15 protein-coding genes, 1 tRNA gene and 1 pseudogene are annotated in these 17155 nt (G+C 54.0%); 3 read left to right on the forward strand and 14 right to left on the reverse strand.

The window, feature by feature from the left end; all coding sequences use genetic code 11:
• Positions 1 to 302: 302 nt before the first annotated feature.
• Together JIN85_RS06655 and JIN85_RS06660 are read right to left on the reverse strand one after the other, a co-directional pair.
• Positions 303 to 392: transfer RNA gene (locus tag JIN85_RS06655), tRNA-Ser, on the reverse strand.
• A 90-nt stretch (positions 393 to 482) separates the two neighbouring features.
• Complete coding sequence (locus JIN85_RS06660; RefSeq protein ID WP_200268894.1) at positions 483 to 1094, reverse strand: hypothetical protein; 612 nt, start codon at positions 1092 to 1094, stop codon at positions 483 to 485.
• Positions 1095 to 1529: 435 nt separating this feature from the next.
• Between JIN85_RS06660 and JIN85_RS22285 the strand changes: the two are divergent.
• Both JIN85_RS22285 and JIN85_RS06665 read left to right on the forward strand, forming a co-directional pair.
• Positions 1530 to 1646: pseudogene (locus JIN85_RS22285) on the forward strand (hypothetical protein); the annotation flags it as partial.
• Positions 1647 to 1814: 168 nt separating this feature from the next.
• Entirely contained in the window at positions 1815 to 3179 is a 1365-nt protein-coding gene (locus JIN85_RS06665) for a PTS sugar transporter subunit IIC (RefSeq protein ID WP_234047284.1), read from the forward strand.
• Between the two features lie 264 nt (positions 3180 to 3443).
• On the opposite strand, the gene JIN85_RS06670 is transcribed toward JIN85_RS06665, so the two are convergent.
• The 12 genes from JIN85_RS06670 to JIN85_RS06725 all read right to left on the reverse strand — a co-directional run bounded on the left by JIN85_RS06670 (position 3444) and on the right by JIN85_RS06725 (position 15603).
• Positions 3444 to 4796, reverse strand: a complete 1353-nt coding sequence (locus JIN85_RS06670) for an AI-2E family transporter (protein ID WP_200268898.1) — start codon at positions 4794 to 4796, stop codon at positions 3444 to 3446.
• Between the two features lie 72 nt (positions 4797 to 4868).
• A complete protein-coding gene (gene nusB / locus JIN85_RS06675) occupies positions 4869 to 5762 on the reverse strand; it encodes a transcription antitermination factor NusB (RefSeq protein WP_200268900.1) in 894 nt (297 codons plus the stop codon).
• Positions 5755 to 6276, reverse strand: a complete 522-nt coding sequence (gene ribH, locus JIN85_RS06680) for a 6,7-dimethyl-8-ribityllumazine synthase (RefSeq protein WP_200268902.1) — start codon at positions 6274 to 6276, stop codon at positions 5755 to 5757. The genes nusB and ribH overlap by 8 nt, the downstream gene beginning before the upstream one ends.
• A gap of 158 nt (positions 6277 to 6434) precedes the next feature.
• Positions 6435 to 7340, reverse strand: a complete 906-nt coding sequence (locus tag JIN85_RS06685; RefSeq protein ID WP_200268904.1) for a helix-turn-helix domain-containing protein — start codon at positions 7338 to 7340, stop codon at positions 6435 to 6437.
• Positions 7341 to 7426: 86 nt separating this feature from the next.
• Positions 7427 to 9781 carry a heavy metal translocating P-type ATPase metal-binding domain-containing protein gene (locus JIN85_RS06690; RefSeq protein ID WP_200268906.1) on the reverse strand — a complete coding sequence of 785 codons (2355 nt, stop codon included), beginning with the start codon at positions 9779 to 9781 and terminating at the stop codon, positions 7427 to 7429.
• Positions 9778 to 10482 carry a sulfite exporter TauE/SafE family protein gene (locus JIN85_RS06695; RefSeq protein WP_200268908.1) on the reverse strand — a complete coding sequence of 235 codons (705 nt, stop codon included), beginning with the start codon at positions 10480 to 10482 and terminating at the stop codon, positions 9778 to 9780. The genes JIN85_RS06690 and JIN85_RS06695 overlap by 4 nt, the downstream gene beginning before the upstream one ends.
• A gap of 24 nt (positions 10483 to 10506) precedes the next feature.
• Positions 10507 to 10671: a hypothetical protein gene (locus JIN85_RS06700; protein ID WP_200268910.1), complete on the reverse strand. Its 165-nt coding sequence runs from the start codon at positions 10669 to 10671 to the stop codon at positions 10507 to 10509.
• The gene (gene ccoG / locus JIN85_RS06705; RefSeq protein WP_200268912.1) at positions 10668 to 12077 is read right to left on the reverse strand and encodes a cytochrome c oxidase accessory protein CcoG; all 1410 of its coding nucleotides are present in this window, start codon (positions 12075 to 12077) and stop codon (positions 10668 to 10670) included. Before ccoG ends, JIN85_RS06700 begins: the two co-directional genes overlap by 4 nt.
• Before the next feature lie 6 nt (positions 12078 to 12083).
• Positions 12084 to 12731, reverse strand: coding sequence for a cbb3-type cytochrome c oxidase N-terminal domain-containing protein (locus JIN85_RS06710; RefSeq protein ID WP_200268914.1), 648 nt, complete (start codon positions 12729 to 12731; stop codon positions 12084 to 12086).
• A 12-nt stretch (positions 12732 to 12743) separates the two neighbouring features.
• Positions 12744 to 12911, reverse strand: coding sequence for a hypothetical protein (locus tag JIN85_RS06715; RefSeq protein WP_200268916.1), 168 nt, complete (start codon positions 12909 to 12911; stop codon positions 12744 to 12746).
• A 5-nt stretch (positions 12912 to 12916) separates the two neighbouring features.
• Positions 12917 to 15451, reverse strand: coding sequence for a cytochrome-c oxidase, cbb3-type subunit I (gene ccoN, locus JIN85_RS06720; RefSeq protein WP_200268918.1), 2535 nt, complete (start codon positions 15449 to 15451; stop codon positions 12917 to 12919).
• On the reverse strand, positions 15448 to 15603 hold the full coding sequence (locus tag JIN85_RS06725; protein WP_200268920.1) for a hypothetical protein: 156 nt from the start codon (positions 15601 to 15603) through the stop codon (positions 15448 to 15450). Before JIN85_RS06725 ends, ccoN begins: the two co-directional genes overlap by 4 nt.
• Positions 15604 to 15768: 165 nt before the next feature.
• Here JIN85_RS06725 and JIN85_RS06730 point away from each other — a divergent pair, with 165 nt between their 5' ends.
• The gene (locus JIN85_RS06730; RefSeq protein ID WP_200268922.1) at positions 15769 to 17151 is read left to right on the forward strand and encodes a toxin-antitoxin system YwqK family antitoxin; all 1383 of its coding nucleotides are present in this window, start codon (positions 15769 to 15771) and stop codon (positions 17149 to 17151) included.
• The last annotated feature ends 4 nt before the right edge of the window (positions 17152 to 17155 follow it).

Here is a 17155-nt window from a genome sequence, read left to right on the forward strand (position 1 = left end):
AAACTACCGGCTCCGCGTGATCGCCCAATGCGGCTGAAAACCCATCCTCAAAACCTCAACAAAAAGCCTCATCCCCAATCTTTGGTGTAGACCCAAGGATGCTGCCGATGACACTTCATCAGGGCTGGATCAGGTGGGTGCGGCTGCGGATGAAACCGGTGATGAGCTGAAACTCCCCGAAGCGAAGCAAGGGACGAAGTCGCTCAACCAGCTCACTGCCGAGCTACAACGACTGGAAAAGGAGTTGCTGGATCTTGCCTCATCCCCAATCTTTGGTGTAGACCCGGTTATTTAACAAAAAGTGGCGGAGAGGGTGGGATTTGAACCCACGGTGAGTTTTACCCCACGTCCGATTTCGAATCGGGTGCCTTAGACCACTCAGCCACCTCTCCTTTGCTGGAGCGCGGAAGCTAGCAATCTAGACAGACTTGTAAAGCGCTCACTTGATGAAAATGGAAAAATTGAAGGGATAACCAGAAAGATCAGCGAGAAACCGAAGGCGTGAGCAGCGAGAGTTCCGTGGAATGAATTTTATTTTTTGATTCGGTAGCTACGGCTGTTTGTGTCGCTGGAGATTTCCACCAGATTTCTGATGTTCCGTGGGTGGATTTTATCTCGTGACGTGTTTTCAGCGAATGAGTGATCAGTCCACCTGCCATCAGGGCCGCTAGTGAGAGTCCTGCTACTGTTGCGATCCACCAGCGATGTCCACCTGAGTGTGGAGCGCCGATGCCGGGCTCTTGTTCGAGGGATCGAAATGTAAGTTTGGGCGCGGCAGGTCTTTGCTTCTCAAGATTCAGGGAAATGGCCGTGGCACTGCTTTTGCTGACTGGCGGTTGGGGTGATGGAGGGGCTACTGCTACGAGCTGGCGGGGCTCAGTTTTGGGCGTTCTCATCCAACCTGCAAAATCGTCTTCATCGGCAGTCAGAATGAGGTCCTGAACGGAAGGTGAGGGGCGCTGTGCCCGTGTTGGATCAATCAGCTCTAAAATGGCATCCTCATCGACGAAACCATGCATTTGCTGATTGTTTTCCGCAGGTGCGATCTTTGGCGATGCATCCGAAGGTGCAATCGGCAGTGGGGATAACTTCATGGCAAACATGGCGGATCGGGAATTAGGGCTATGAAATCGGATTGCTTGCGGAGGTCAATAATTGAATCAATAATTAAAACGAAAAATCAATATAGCAGATCGATCTGATTCGCGATAAAGAACTCCGCCAGAATTCCGGGGATCACTTTCGAAGCATTGGAATATTTAACCATGCTTAAGAATTGAGCATTCAGAGCGGATTTTTTAGCCGATGGGATCGGGGAAATCAGTTTTGTGAGGCGGTGGTGGAACTGCATCGCGGACGAGGTTTGCTTTCAACTTCCATTACGATCAAACCTGATTTTCAATAAAGGTCAATTTTTAATGTTTCTTAATTAAAACACGTTTATCCTACGTCTCGGTGTTGCCTCAATGAAAGGTCTGCCATGGTTGAGATTGCATTTCGCGGGGAGTCATGGATGCTCTCCACCAATCATGGCTTCTGAAAACGAAGAGAAACCCTCGCTCAAAATCCGGTGTCCCTCATGTTCACAACGCTTCAACGTCAGTGCTGACCTGAATAACCGGACTGTTGAGTGCGGGAGCTGCGAGCATCGTTTCAAAATTAGCGATGAAGTCATTGTGCGTTCCAAACGGTTTTATCCTGGTGAACGGCCTAGTCCTTTTGACAAAAAAGTATCGAGAGTTCCGATGGCTTCATCGGCCGCATCGAGTTCACCGGTTTCCCCATTGGAGGGGAAGGGGCGCCCTCAACATCCAGTGCAAACTCCTCCACTGAAGCCTGCGCACTATGGAAAGGAGCCGGACCCAGCGGTGATCTTTCCCGTGTCGCCGCAACGCATTCTCGCAGGATTTGTGGGGGTGGGAATTATGCTTATCACGGCAATGCTGTTGATGTTTTCCACGGGAGTCGGGGAAGTGCTCAATGGGGTACCGACTGCGACGCGATTGGTAATTGCTTCGTTTGCAGTGCTTTTGGGTGTTGTTTTCCTGGTTTATGCCAACCCGAAGGCACGCATGAAGGGATTGATCGTTGGCTGCTTGATTGGAGCAGGGGTTATGACGGTGCCGTTTTTTTTCAAGGAAGGAACGAAGCAATTTGATCCAAATGCTGAAAAGGTGGCTGCCAAGCCGCTGATTCCAGTGGTTGATCCCGAGGTAGAAGCCTTTGAGAAACTAAAGGAAACGATAGGTTTGGCGCCACTGGTTAAAGAACAGGAGCGTTTGGATAAGGTTGGTGAGGGCAAGCACGCATACGGAATTTGGCTTCGAAACCTCACAGAGTTTAACAAATTGAAGGTGAAGGACTTCTTGGTGCAGGCCGCACATGCTGACGATTCATCTCATTGTTACCCGCGAGATCATGATAGTTACCTGATGATTTTGACCGGGCTGGATCAATCGATTGATCAAATTGCGGATATTACGAAAACCATTGGCAAGGTCAAAAACGTGTATGACCAGATTGATGTCATTGAAGTCGAGTTCAATGACGCCGTTTTCAGCGGTGGTTCGTTGGACAAACTCATCGAGTCTTCAGATCCTGCATTTTATGATCTCAACAAGCGTGAACTCGACAGCATTCAAATGAAGCGAGTTGAACGCGCCGTTGAGCGATTGGCAGATGTAGAACCCAAGATTTACCGGACGGATATTTCACGGAAATTGTTAGAGCTGCTGGCAGATCCCAAGGTTCAGTTCAAGGGGACCATTTGCCGCGCGCTGATGGTTTGGTCCGAGGATTCGGATCAAACTGCCAAGGTGGTGAACTCCACATTGCAAGACATGGTCAAGGTCTCACAGCCTGTGCCAACGGAGATGGTCGCTTTGCTCGCTCAGTTGGGATCGGTGGAGTCGATGCCTCAGATCACGATGTTGTGGTTCAATGACCCGATGAAGTGGGAGTTGGATTACGGCAAGTTTGGGGCGGCGATTGAAGATCAGCTGCTCCACGAATTCAGTAATACCAGCGGGCTCAACCGAGCTTCGGCTGTGCGCTTGCTGGCCAAAGTCGGTTCCAAGAAGAGCTTGCCTTATCTTGAAGAGGCGAAAAAGAGCGCCAGTGCTGAACTCTCGATCAGCATCGATAATGCGTTGAGCGCAATTCGTGAAAGATCATCCTAAACCATCAATCGAGGTTGTTCAGCAGCGGACTGTTTGATCATTCCGCGAACTAAAACCTTGATTGAAAAATAGTTTGATTCTAGCATCACGCAGCCCTTCGTCTCGCTTGGGGTCAGGGTAATCCGGGGGGAGAACTCTGGCCTGAGAGGCGGAGGGCACAGCCACGGTTTGACCAAACGAGGATAGCTCGATCGCTGGTGTTCTGACGCGTGCTCATTACCCATTGGGCCCAATTGGACCCACCTAATGGATACAAGCTCTGGTTCAGGCGAAGTCCAGATCGTCGTCCGTGCCTTCTTCCCGAAGCTGGCGCTCCCAGATGAATCGGCGGAATAGAACTTTCACCGCAGCTGTAAATGGAACGGCCAGCAAGGCCCCGACAAATCCGCCCAGGATCAGCGACCAGAACAGCATCGAGAAAATCACGGTCAGTGGATGAAGCCCTACCGAATCTCCAACAATTTTCGGAGCCGTTACCAGTGAGTTGATTTGTTGGACCACGACGAAAATGACCACTGTGCCGGCGGTATAAGCCCAGGGACTTAGGCCGAAAGGGCCACCATTTTGCGCGTGCAAGTAGGCGATGATGCAGGCTGGAATCAGGCAGAGGATGTTTCCAATGTAGGGAATTACCCCCAGAATCGCCATGAAGATGCCGATGAGGAAGCCGTAGGGGAGATCGTAGATCTCAAGTGAGATGCCGACCAAGACCCCGTCGATTGCGGCGACCACGACTTGCCCGCGGAAGAAAGAAATCAGGTATCGGTTGATCTCCTGCAGGGTCGAGATCAGCTCTGTCTTGAATCGGGATGCCTTGAGAGGGACATAATTCTGCCATTGGCTGCGAATTCCTGCCGAATCCTTCAAAAAGAAAAACAGATACACCGGCACCATGATCATGCCGAGCACGAGACCGAGGAAGCCCAGGATTTTGGTAGATCCGGCGGTTAACCAGGTTTTGCCGGTCTTGAGGATATTCCCCATGTTTTTGTTCATCGCCCTGCCTGCTCGGGTGCGGTAGAAGAAATCCAAGGATTCAGGCTCTGGGACGACGCCGTTCGCATAACTGATGGGTTCCCCCGATTCAGTGGTCTCGGTCAAAGCCCAGCCGATGGGACCACCTGCGTGTTCGATGCGGAGTTTGTGAAGTGAGCGAGCGAGAGCCGGGACTAGATTTTTTTCATCCTCTTTGGTTTTTTCCTCCATCTGGTCCTGTTCGGAGCCGGTTTCAGAATTTGCAGATGGGGTGGAAATGACGGTCTCTGTCGAGCTGGCGGCAGGTTTCGACATGAACTCCTGCAAACTCATCCTGGCATTTTGAATACCCGGTAAAACCGCTGCGACGAGGATGGCGACCGCTACCAGGATACAGGAAAACAAGATCACAACTGCCCAAAGGCGGCTGATGCCACGTTTTTCAATCCACCCCACGATCGGGTCCAGCAGGTAAGCGATGATACCCGCCACGATCAGGGGAACCAGCACCGGCTGGAGAAAGCCGAAAATCATGCCGACCAGCCAGATGAATCCAACTGCGAGGGCGCCGAGAACGAGAATGGATAAGCCCGTTGCGGCGTTCCAAAGGGTTTTTTGCTGAAAACGAGTCGGATAACGCATGGATCAGTGATTGACCCGCAAAGTTAATAGCAACGGATCAACTCCCTCCAATGAGAAAAATCGAACAAGTTTCTAATTCTCGGACAATTGCTTGGCGACCTTATCCAAAACCCCGTTTACGAACCGACCGGAGTCGGTGGTGCCAAAGCGCTTAGCGAGCTCGATGGCCTCATTGATCACCGCTTTTTTAGGAATGTCGGTATGTTGGATCTCGTAGGTTCCAAGTCGCAGAATCGCGCGGTCCACGGGATTGATGCGTTCTGGCGCGAAATTGTCCACCACACCAGCCAGGCTCGCATCGATTTTTTCCTTTAGGGAAAGGACCGCATCCACCGTTTGATCCGCGCGTTCCCGCAGGGCTGAGATTTCGGCTTTGGAGTCACGGAGTTTTGCCAAATCCGTTTGCTCTGGAAATTTTTCAGGCTCCTCGACCATGCGGAGACGATCAGAGATTCTTTGCAAGCGGCGGATGGAAGCAGCCACGGCTTCAAGGGAACCACGCAAGGAAGGGAAATCCTCCATGCCGTGCAGGAAGCGCTGACGGGTGGCGGCGACTTCCCGATCCGTTTTGAAAAATGCGGCCAAGGCTTCGCTGAAACTGTCGGCGACAGCGGCATCATCGTCGTCCTTCGGGAGACGCTCCAGTCGGGCCAATGCGGTGCTCCAGTTCGACTCGAGCATGGCGAGTCGTTCCAGATCGATTTTCAGGTGCTCCGCTTGTGGCCATGCGGATAGAGACGCGCAGGCATTGGTGGAGCGATCAATAAATTCGACCAAGCGACCATCACGCCCGTGGGCTAAATGGTGAACGGTGCGAAAGGTGGCGAGCTGAAGAGCTTTCCGGTCCGATTCGGTAACAAAATTCCAGAATGGTTCGCGGAGCGCGGCGGGGTCGGCTCCCCCTTCGAGATCAGCGCAATACAGGAACTGAATGACCGCCTCGCGGATTTGGCGGCGGCTAGGCATTGCGGTTTTTGGATCGGGTGGGAATGGTGTTGCCGGGCATGGTGCGGTCGAGCTCTTGGAAAATGTCGATCATGGACACAGCGGCTCTGGCGGCCTCGCGACCGCGGTTCAACTGGGATCCAATGCACCGGGCATAGGCTTGTTTTTCGTCCTCCACAAGCAGGACTTCATGAATGACCGGCCGTTTGTAGCGTGTTGCAAGTTGTTGCAATGCATAGGTTACGGACTTGCCCACCAAGTCAGCATGGTCGGTGGAACCACGGATGATGAGGCCGAGTGCGATGACGCAGGCAGGAGCCTCCCGCTCAATGACCGTGGCCACAGTGACTGGGACTTCAAAGGCACCAGGAACACGGATCAGATCAACACGGGCATTTGGGGCCAGTTCAGCTAGCTCCTCGATGGTGTTTTCCACCAAGGCATCGGTGAACTTCTCATTGTATTTGGATGCGACGATACAAATACGGGCCTTAGGGCCGATGACCCTCGGCTTTGGAGGCAACGCGGACGACATAACCGGGGTATGCAGGGAGCTTGGGAAAAAGTCAATCGGCGGGGTGAGGGAATCTGCAAGATTGTCGGCAAACGATCCGGTTGCTGCGCATGTCGGTTGAGCTCAACGCCCTAGCTCTCGCCATGAATCACCAGCGGAAACGCCGATCCGTCGTGAGTTTAAGCCGCGACGCTGCGTTGGCGGCGGAATTCACTCGGACTCAGTCCGGTGATGCGGGCAAATGAGCGGTTGAACTGGGACAGCGATTGGTAGCCAACCAAAAAGGCAATTTCCGAGACCCGTGCCCGTGGTGCCAGAAGTTCCCGCTGTGCCCATTGGATGCGCGAGTGATTGACGTAATCGGTGAATGTCAGTCCGGTGGCTTCTTTGAAAATCCGGCAAAAGTGCGATCCACTCGCGCCAGCTACGGGGGCGACGTCATTCAGCGTCAGACGTTGGTCGAGATGGGAGTGTATGTATTTCAGTGCCTTTTTCACGACCTCCGGTGCCTTCGAATCTTCGGCCAATGCAGCTTCGTCAGCATCCTTGGAAAGTTGGTCTGCGAAAATGACGATGAGCTCGATCATGCCGGCATAGCGCCGTGGATCCAGGGCTTTGGTTTGGAAGTATGAGTTCTTCAGCGCTTCGATTTCACTTTCGGTGAGACTTTTTCGACCGATGGCACCGATGGTTTGCTCGAACATTTCCTCGGTAGGCGTTTGCTGGAAAATCTGGCCGGTTTTCAGGAAACCCACGGTCTCGGCACCCAATTTCACGGCAACGGCAGTGGCAGACATGCCGGAAAAACAACGGCAGGTCGAAGGTCCGTTGACTTCGGCTTCGATCATCAATTTTCGATTCACCTCGCGGCAGGCCTTGCAGGCGTCATTGCACAGGTTGATGCGTTCGCAGAAAGAGCTGCGGTTCTCGATATTGTCATCCAGACACCAGGAATCGACATCAGCAGGAACGAGGCGGAGTGGCAATCCGGTGGAAGCTCGAAACGCGTCCTGATAGCGTAAAAAACGCTCAGAGGACTTGAGTCGTTCATAAATGCGCCGGGTGAATTCGGAAGCTTCCGTCATGATTGGTTCGATTGGGCACAAGGTGCCGCACCCTGGCGGAACCCGCAAGGATGGATCGATATTTCATGAATTTTCAGGTCGGATGGCTATTTGGCAGTGGTGACGAGCGCGATGGAAATGATTGAACTAAGGGGCATTAGGATGGCGGCGAGCAAGGGGTTCATCCCGCCGGTTAGACAAATCGCGATGGCGATGAGATTGTAGATTAGGGTAAACGCAAAAGTCCGGTGAATGCCCCGGTTGCGATTGCGGGAAATTTGAAACAGCTGTGGCAGCCAGTTGAGGCCACTGCCGAGGGTGTAGAAGTCGGCTTTTTTCTCTAACAAGCTGCGATCTGCCACGGGGGTGCCGGTTGCGAGAGCCCGATCGAATGCGAGTGAGTCATTAGCGCCATCGCCGAGATAGAGAGTATCCCGATGGTCGATTTGCTGCATTTCCTGTGCCTTTTGTGCGGAGGTGAGGCCACCCCGTGCATTCTCAGTGTGGATGCCCAATTCACCTGCCAGCTTGGTGACTTTATCCGCATGGTCACCGGAAAGGATGAAGAGCTGGAACGTCCGGTGAAGTTCTTGAATGACCTTCGTCGCGTCTGGTCGCAATGAGTCGGTAAATCGAAATGCGGCAATCAGGATGCCATTTTTCGCCAGAACCGTGGTCCCTGGTTCACCGGGAGCTTTCCAGTTCGGACGACCCAATGACCAAAGGTCGCCGTGGTCATCGAGATGAACTCCCAATCCGGGTTCTTCCGCGATAGCGGGACCGGATTTCGCGGTCTGGAGCAGTTTTTGGCCGCGTGAGCCAAGTGCTTCGATGAGTGTGCGAGAAACGGGATGGCAGGTGCCGGAGCAAAGACGTGTCAATGCGAGCGCTGCGTCGGAATCCAGCCCCTGCAAAACCTCTGGATTGGTGAGGACAGGACGTTCCAGAGTGAGTGTTCCGGTTTTATCGAAGACGATTTTCCGGACTCGGGGCAGTCGCGACCAGAATGTAGAGTTTCTAACAAATGCCCCGGCGCGTGCCGCAAATTTCGTGGCCCGTTCATCGGCCATCGGAATGGCGATCCCGAGGGCGCATGGGCAGGATACGACGAAAATCGAGATCATGACCTGCACGCCGGTGGCGGCGTGTCCGCGCAGACACCAGAACCCCAAACCGGCCATGCCGATGATCAGGACGGCTGTTAGATAGGCCCGAAGCACCTTCGTCAGAAGCGGTGACGATGCTTCGGAGTTGGAAGGTGCGGTGAGTTGGGAAAGCAGGGATTGATCCCATGTTTCACGGGCGACCACGGTGACGCTGGAGCGACTCAGTAGAATCGTTCCGGCGGGTAACACGGTGCCGGATTTCATCGTTACTGGATGCGGCTCGCCGTGGATCCATTCCAATGAAACTTCCGCAATCTCCGAGGTAAGGGTTGCGGCGACTGGGAGGGCGCGACCGGTCTGTAGCTCGAACGGGGTTTCCGGCTGGATGGCGGATAGGGGTAGTGGTGCCCCGTTGGAAATCACGGTTTCGCTGATCGGCGATGTCCGTGCGATCCGGCGGCGGTTTTTTTCTACTGCCAGAGTCTGCAGCCAGCGGCCACCGAGCATCAGGAACACAAAGGTGCAGACGAAGTCGAAATATAGAAGTCCTTCCAAATCCAGAGCCCAACCGACAATCGAGCCGAGGTAGGCAGCGATCAGTCCAAGTGCGATCGGAAGATCGATGTGGAGCGTGCGCATCTGCAAGGCTCGCCAAGCCCGCGCAATGAACCAGCCGCCACCAGTCAGCATGGCGAGTGTCGCGGAGAGAAAGGCAATCAAGCGGAACAACGGAGCCAATTCGAAACTGATCGGCATGCCTGCGTAGAACGGCAGGGTGAAGATCATCGCATTTAGGGCAAATGCAGCGCAGAGGCCCGTGCGTGCGGCGAGTGCTGAGGTTTCCCGATTCTCGGATGATCGGTCGCTGGGAGCCGGAGTATAACCGTAGGAAACGAGAAGCTCGGCAAAGGCGGTGACGTCGCAGGCACCGGGTTGCCACTCGAGATGCAGGGTCGATCTTGCTGGATGTGCGACTGCGCGGATGGCCCCGGGTTGTTCCGTGAACAATCGCTCGATCAGCCAGACGCAGGCCACGCAGGAGAGACCTTCCAATGAGTAGTCGAGGCTCGCGGAGGTGCCTTCAGGGGTGGCTTCTGCTGCGGCGATTTTTTCACTTAACCAGGCAAAATCCGGCGATTCGAAGGGTCGCGATTTTACCGGTGCCAGCACTTGCCCGGCTTTCAATTCGTAGAATCGATCCAGTCCTTGATCGAGGATGAGTTGGTGAACGCATTCACATCCTTTGCAGCAGAAATCCGCTTGGTCAGCCGTGGGGCTGAAGTGGCTCCCGCAGTGAAGGCATGATGCGGTCGTTGCCTCCATCGGGGGGGCGCTGGCGCTGATCGCAGAGTTCATTCGCAGCAAGACGGAAGTTCAGAGTCGGAGGCGGTCGGACTTTTCGTGGGCTCAAATGGCAGCGTGCCGTGCAATCGCCAAGCGAGCACCAGCGCCGCAACGAGGGCGAGACCTCGTTTCACTTTGGCCAGATTCCCCGGGGTCAAGCGGGTGCGGAGCCGATGGAACTGGCTTTGCGCCAACCAGAGCAAAGGGACCGTGCCGAGACCGAACGCGAAGGCGGATTCCGCCCCACGGGCCGCCGAACCAGAAGCAATCAAAGCAATGAATACCGCGTAGAGCGGACCGCAGGGCAGAAAGGGGGTTAGCAAACCCATCGCTGCTGCTCCGGCGGCAGGTGGGAAATGAAGGGATTTGATCCTTACCCGCGCCGTGAACTTCACCAGAAACGCGGGGCGCGGAATGCGTTTATCCAGCCCCGTGGCGATCAGCAGCAGTGCTGCAACCAAGGCCCAAGGGAGTAAAACGGCGGGCGAATTGAAAAACCAGGACAGTGGTTCACGGCCCAATGCTCCGCAAAGTGTGCCGATGATGGTGTAGGATGAAAGCCGGCAAATGTGATAGAGCGATGCCGCGATCAACCGTGCCCCTTCGGATTTTCCACGACTGCCAATCCCGCACGCAAGTGGGCCGCACATTCCGGCGCAATGCACGCTGGTGGCGAGGCCGGCGATCAGGAAACCGAACAGGGTGGAGTTCATGGATGAAGGAGGTGCAGCGTTGAGTCAGCGATGTTCGCTGATGGGAGAGGTCTCAATCACCTGTGGTGAATTCTTGATCGCGACCACAATCAGAGACGACCACGCGGCCAGTAAGATTGAGAATGCGACAACGACAAATAACCACGGATGACGGGCTAACAAACCGGGACGAATATCAGTAGTGCTCATGGTGATTCTTGAATGGATTGTGGATTGGGGCCGAGGAATTGGAATTGATGGGTGAGGGTGACATTGCCGGGATCGCCGAGGATCTGGAACCTCAGTGGAGTCGGGCCGGTGTAGTTTTTCCCTGTGACGAGAACGATGACGGTGCGGGTGATTTCCCCTCCGGGCTCGACATCGATTTCTCCGGAAGTCCCGCTCAAGCTGAATCCAGCAGGTGGATTCAACAGCTTAACGGAGAAATGCGCGGGTTGGTTACGCTTGTTGTGCAGACGGATTTGGAAATGGTTTCTTACCAAGCTGCCATCGACATAAAACGGCTGACCGCGCATCCGGGAGACATCCGCCGTATAAGGTCTCGCGTTCAGGCTGAAGGTAACGCCGAACGCAATCAGCCCAAACAGACCGAGCAGGCTGTAGACAAAGATGCGTGGACGCAGCAGTCGGCGGGGTTTGCGGGCAAAGCCGCGTTGTGAATCATAGCGGATTAACCCGGTTGGCTGCTTGATCTTGCGCATGATGTCATCGCAGGCATCGATGCAGGAGGTGCAGCCGATGCATTCCATCTGCAGCCCTTCACGAATGTCGATGCCCGTAGGGCAGACCTTGACGCAGCGCATGCAATCGATGCAGGAACCTTCGGTTTTGCCTTTGGGGCCGCGAGGTTCGCCACGCAATTCATCGTAGCCGACGATGATCGTGTCTTCATCCGTTAGAGCGCTTTGCAAGCGGCCATATGGGCACATCATGATGCAGAACTGCTCGCGGAACCAGCCGAAGCAGAACCACAGTGCGCCGGTTAAAAACATCACGATGCCAAAGGCGGTGGCATTGGCCAGCGGGCTTTGTTGCATGAATTCATAGAGCCGTGGCAGTGGAATGAAGTAGGAGAGAAAAATGTGAGCAAGGGTGGTGGCGGCAATCAGATACAGCCCTTGCTTGATGATTTGCTTGGTGGCTTTGCTTGCAGTCCATGGTGCTGAAGCCAGCTTTTTGCGTTGCACCGCATCGCCCTCGATCAGGCGTTCGATGCGGCGGAAAATGTGCTCGAGAAAGACGGTGTAAGGGCACGCCCAGCCGCACCAAATGCGGCCGAGCAGTGCCGTGATAAAGAACAGGCCAAATCCCAGCCCCGTGATTCCAAAGAACAGCACCCAAAGGTCTTGGGGGAGAAGCGTCAGCCCGAAAAAGTGGAACCGGCGATTTTCCACATCCAACAGCACCGCGGGGTTGCCATTGAGGGGAATCCAGGGAAGCAGGATGTAGATGGCGATCAGAACATAGCCAAAAATCCGCCGCATGACCGCCCAGCGCCCATGCACATCGGCTGGGTAGAGCTTGTAGTGGGAGCCGTCGGAATTGATCGTAGTAACGGCATCCCGGATGGGCTTTTTCTGGAGGTCAGCGGACATGGGAGTTTATTCTGAAAGGCCGAAGTCCTTTGGATTACGGGAAATGACGTAGGCGGTGACTTCTGCAACGGTTTTCGGTGAGAAAACCTGTCCCCAAGCCTGCATCCGCGCACCATTGTGGCCTTCGGAGTCCGCAGGTGTGCCTTCGTTGATCAGCTTGAACAGATCCATCGGTTTGGAGCCGTATTTCCATTGGCCGTCCACCAGCGAAAGTCCGGGGAGCGGGTAGGATTTGCCATCGACCGTCATGGTAGCGGAAAGATCCGCACCGTGGCAGGCGACGCAGTTGGCGGTGAAGGTGGTCTCACCGGCAGCGATGACGGCTGGATCCGGCACCCATTTGGTAAGCATGGTTTCGTCGTTGAGTGTGCGGAGGGTTTCCTCCAGGGCTTTCGCCTTTTGCTGCTCAACGGAAACGATCTCCGCCTGGACCCGTTGTTGGTCGGTTTGAATACTGTTGGTGTAGTAGTAAATGCACCAATGGACGACCGTCCAACCGATGGCGATGTAGAGGGTAAACAACCACCAGTTCGGCAGTTTTTGGTCGAACTCCTGGATGCCGTCGTATTCATGTTCGCGCAGAACGATTTCGTTTTTGCTCTGCGCGTAATTTCCCCGGCGAACTTGCTTGTCTTCAGGTGATGTATCGGACATGGCGATGTGTGGTTAGTTGCGGGTGGTTTCGTCTAAGGGCAGGGTGGCGAGTCGTTCGCGTTCACCCGGGCGGATGCGGAGCGCGCGGATGGTGGCGACGACAAACACGGCGAAGGTCAGTCCGAACGAGATGAAGGGAATGATGTGGGTCCAGTCTTCGTGAAGGATGCGTTTAAACATGGCCGTTAGTTTCCGATTTGAGTGGTTTTCTTGGAGTCAGCATCCGTTGGGGTGGATGCTCTGCGGTAAGAATCGGGATCGAGCGTTTTCGGCTCAACGGGTCCGTCATGATTGACTTCATGATAAGCACCGATCTTTTGAATGTAGGCGATCAGGGCAATGATCTGACGTTCGGAGAAGGTGTTGACGAGTTCTGCCGAAGTTGCCTTGGGCATGCCGTCGTAGGAAACTGGAGTTCCGCCCTCGAACAATGACTTGGCGATTTCCATGGCCTGTTCACGGGCTTTCTCGTCGATGTCATCCTTGGTCATCGCTGGGTATGGGTAAGGAACCCCGAGGTTGCGGAGAGCTTTGATTTTCGATGGCAGTGCCTTGAAGTCGGTCTTGGCCTCATACAGGTGGGCGTAGGAGGGCATGTTGGAGTCTTCGTTCGCCCAGCGTGGATTTCTGAAGTGGAACCAGTGCCACTTGTTATCGCGTTTACCGCTGCGCATCAGATCGCTGCCTTTGACCAGATCGCCACCTTCGCGTGCCAAGTCCGGACCGGTGCGCTTGGAGCCCCATTGGAACGGGTGGTCGTAGATTGATTCACCCAAGTGCGAGTAGTCGTCGGAATGGCCGGCGCGACCATAGCGCATCACGTCCGGCTTCAAGGTGCGGATCATTTGCGAATGGCAGTTGTAGCAACCTTCCGAGACGTAGATGTCGCGACCTGCGAGCTCCAGTGGAGTGTAGAGTTCCTGCAAGCGGCCTTCGACGTTTTTATCGGTGTTAACGATCAGGGAAGGAATGATTTGAGCGGAACCACCGATGGCCGCAGCGATGCCGACCAGAACCGTGAACGGTAGGTAGTTGTGGAGCAGGCGTTCGTGCCAGTCGTCCCATTTTTTCGGATCCTTTTTGAAATCGACGATGGCTTTGATCGCGATGATGACCGCCAGTCCAAGAGCCGCCTTGTCCGCGTGTGGGGGCAGGAAGAACCACAGGCAAATGAGCAGAATGAAGATCAGGATGTGAAGCACCGGATCGTTGGTGAGGCCTTTGCTCAGAGCCAGGCGATCGTAGGTTTTTTCTGGAACATTGACTTCCACCGTGTCGTCCACCGGCTTACCGGAACGGGCGGTCATCACGATGTTGATTGCACACAAGATGAAGCCGAACAGGAAGAAGCCACCGCCAATGCTGCGGAAGATATATTCCGGCTGAATCTTCTTCAGCGTTTCAACAAACTCATACTTCATGCTGATGCCATCCGGATTCAGCGTGCCAAGCATCAAGCCTTGCGTGATACCAGCGGCCCACATGGAACCGACGTAGATCAGGATGCCGACGAGCCCGATCCAGAAGTGGAAATCGGCCATGGTTTTTGACCAGAGTTTGGTTTTCCAAAGGCGAGGGGCGAGCCAGTAAAACATGCCTGCTGCCATGAAGCCGTTCCAGCCCAAGGCACCCGAGTGAACGTGACCAATGGTCCAGTCGGTGTAGTGCGACAGGGCATTCACCGGACGAATCGCAAGCAGTGGCCCTTCAAAGGTGGCCATGCCATAGAACGTGACGCCTGCGGCGAAGAATTTCAGCACCGGGTCGGTGCGAAGTTTATCCCAAGCTCCGCGGAGGGTGAACAAACCATTGAGCATGCCGCCCCACGATGGTGCCCACAGCATGAGTGAGAAAAGCATCCCGAGCATCTGCATCCAGTGTGGCAGCGCGGTGTTGAGCAAGTGGTGAGGGCCGGCCCAAATGTAGATGAAGACCAACGACCAGAAGTGAATGATCGAAAGCCGGTAGCTGTAAACCGGGCGGTTCGCGGCTTTCGGCAGGAAGTAATACATGATCCCCAAAATCGGAGTCGTGAGGAAGAACGCGACGGCGTTGTGACCATACCACCATTGAACCAAAGCATCCTGAAGTCCGCCGAAGATCGGGTAGGAGTGAAGCAGTGAGGTTGGGAGGGAAAGGTGATTGACGACATAAAGCATCGTCACGGTTAGAATGGTGGCGATGTAGAACCACAGTGCCACGTAGAGGCTCGGCTCATTGCGTTTGGCCAAGGTCCAGAAGAAGTTGACGGCAAAAACCAACCAGATCACCGCGACAGCAACATTGATCGGCCAGATCAGCTCGGCGTACTCCTTGCCACGGGTGAAACCTGCGGGAAGCGTGATAGCAGCCGAGAGGATGATCAGCTGCCAACCCCAGAAGTGGATTATTGACAAGATATCAGACGCAGTCCGGCATTTGCACAGCCGCTGGGTCGAATAATAAATCCCGGCGAACATCATGTTGCCGACAAAGGCAAAGATCACCGCATTGGTATGCAGCGGCCGCAAACGACCAAATGTTAGATATGCCACTCCATCCCCTTTGAATAAGCCAAAGGTGAGCGTTTCGAGGAATTTGCCGTTCATTTGCCACCAGGAGAGCTGGGTGGCGCAGATCAGGCCCACCAGCATGCCGATGAGGCCCCACGCGATGGAGGCGATCATGAATCGGCGGACGCTGGCGTCGTCGTAGGTTATGGTCCGAGTGTTGGTCGTCATTTTCTTGGTTCTGGAGAAGGATCATCTAACGGCAGCAAGGAATCGCGCTCCGGGGACGAATCCTTCGAGCGCCTGATTTCCAAGGCGAAGCAGACAATGAAAACTCCTGCCAGGCAGGAGCTGATGAGAATGGTGAGAGCGATCACGTTCATAATTGAACGGTTGCAGAATGCATTCTAACCAAAATGGGGTCAACGCACCTTTTGCCAGAGATTGTGCATATCTTTTTTGCTCGATAGGAACTGAGCAAAATTTGACTAGCCAGCGCGTTGTCAAACGGTTCTATTTATTGTATGAAACTTCTGATTTCCAGTCTGATGATGACTCTCTTTTTGAGCATCCTTCCCATGAGCGGGGCGCAAATCACTCTGGAGATGCTCAAAAATCAGATGCAGCCTGTCGCTGCTGATTTCGAAAGAATGGAGATCGGCGATGCGAAAGAACCGCATTCGTTCAAGATTCAGTTAGGTGATCAACCGATCAAACTGGGTGATGACTATTTTGATGGCTTTCGTTTCACGTGCCCCAAAATCGAAAAGGGTTCGGATTTTGTTTGGTATTTCAATGCGCCTGCCAATTGGGGCCAGTGGTATTTGATTCAATCCGAAGGAGATCCCCGGGAATCATTCAAAAATTGGTTAGATGGAGATAAACTTTATAGCTCCTACGACGCAGCGGGGGAGAAAGATCGGTTACGCATCCTGCAGACCCTTGACGGCTCCTATTTCGAACCCGGAAAGGAATACATCTTATGGTTTTCCCGCACCCATGGAGAAGCCGCAGGAGAACTCCGGGGTGTGTTGGGTTTCGCCAAATCCAGCGATCAGGAAAAGAAGTCCTGGGATTATGATGATATCGAAAAGGCGTTGAATTTGAAACCATTGCCACCTGCAGATCAAATGACAGAACTTGGGAGCCGCGGTGGCTCAATCCTGCTTGATGAAGACTTGTTCGATCCGAGAGATGCTGCTGACCGGATCGATGCGCTGTTTTTCTCAAAAAGGCGAACAAGTCACTATCGAGGGGGATACTTCATGACGATGTCGACCTCCGTGCCTCCTTGCCGGAAAACTCCTCCACTCGAGGCGATTATCGCAAAATATGGTGAACCGGATTTCGTCCGCAGCTTGGAGGAAAAAGACCGCAGGCTGGACAATGACGATGACGAGGAGGAAGAACCGACCGTTACTTACTACTACGACTATTTCGGATTTGAGGTGGATCCTAAGAATCAAGCAAAAGTGGTCGAAGCGGTCGAAGCCCAAGCCAATGATTTTTCCAAACTTCGATCGAAAGTAACGGGTAAAACCATCGGAGTAATGCCGATGGAAAATCTCACCACTTTCTACGATGAAGGGAAGGAAGTCGGACGGGTTTACGGGTTAAGTGAGGGCCCAGAGGTTCCAGTGGTCATTCAGGAACCTCCTGTGGGAAAATACGAAATGAAGGGTAGAACGTTGCTGAACCGAGGCAGTGGCGAGTGGGTGGAAGAATACCTTTTTCCCGATGGAACCGTGAAAACGCGCTGCCATTACGAGAAAAATCTCATCACCGGCAAGGCGGAGGGATTTTACCCGAGTGGCAAACTCTATTACACGCTCAGTTACAAGGATGGCCAGTTGGACGGACCTGCTGTCAAATACGATGAGAATGGAAAGGAGATCGATCGCCAGAGTTGGTCAGAAGGACAGCGCCAGTAAGGTC

This window comes from Luteolibacter pohnpeiensis (assembly GCF_016595435.1).
GTDB lineage: Bacteria > Verrucomicrobiota > Verrucomicrobiia > Verrucomicrobiales > Akkermansiaceae > Luteolibacter > Luteolibacter pohnpeiensis.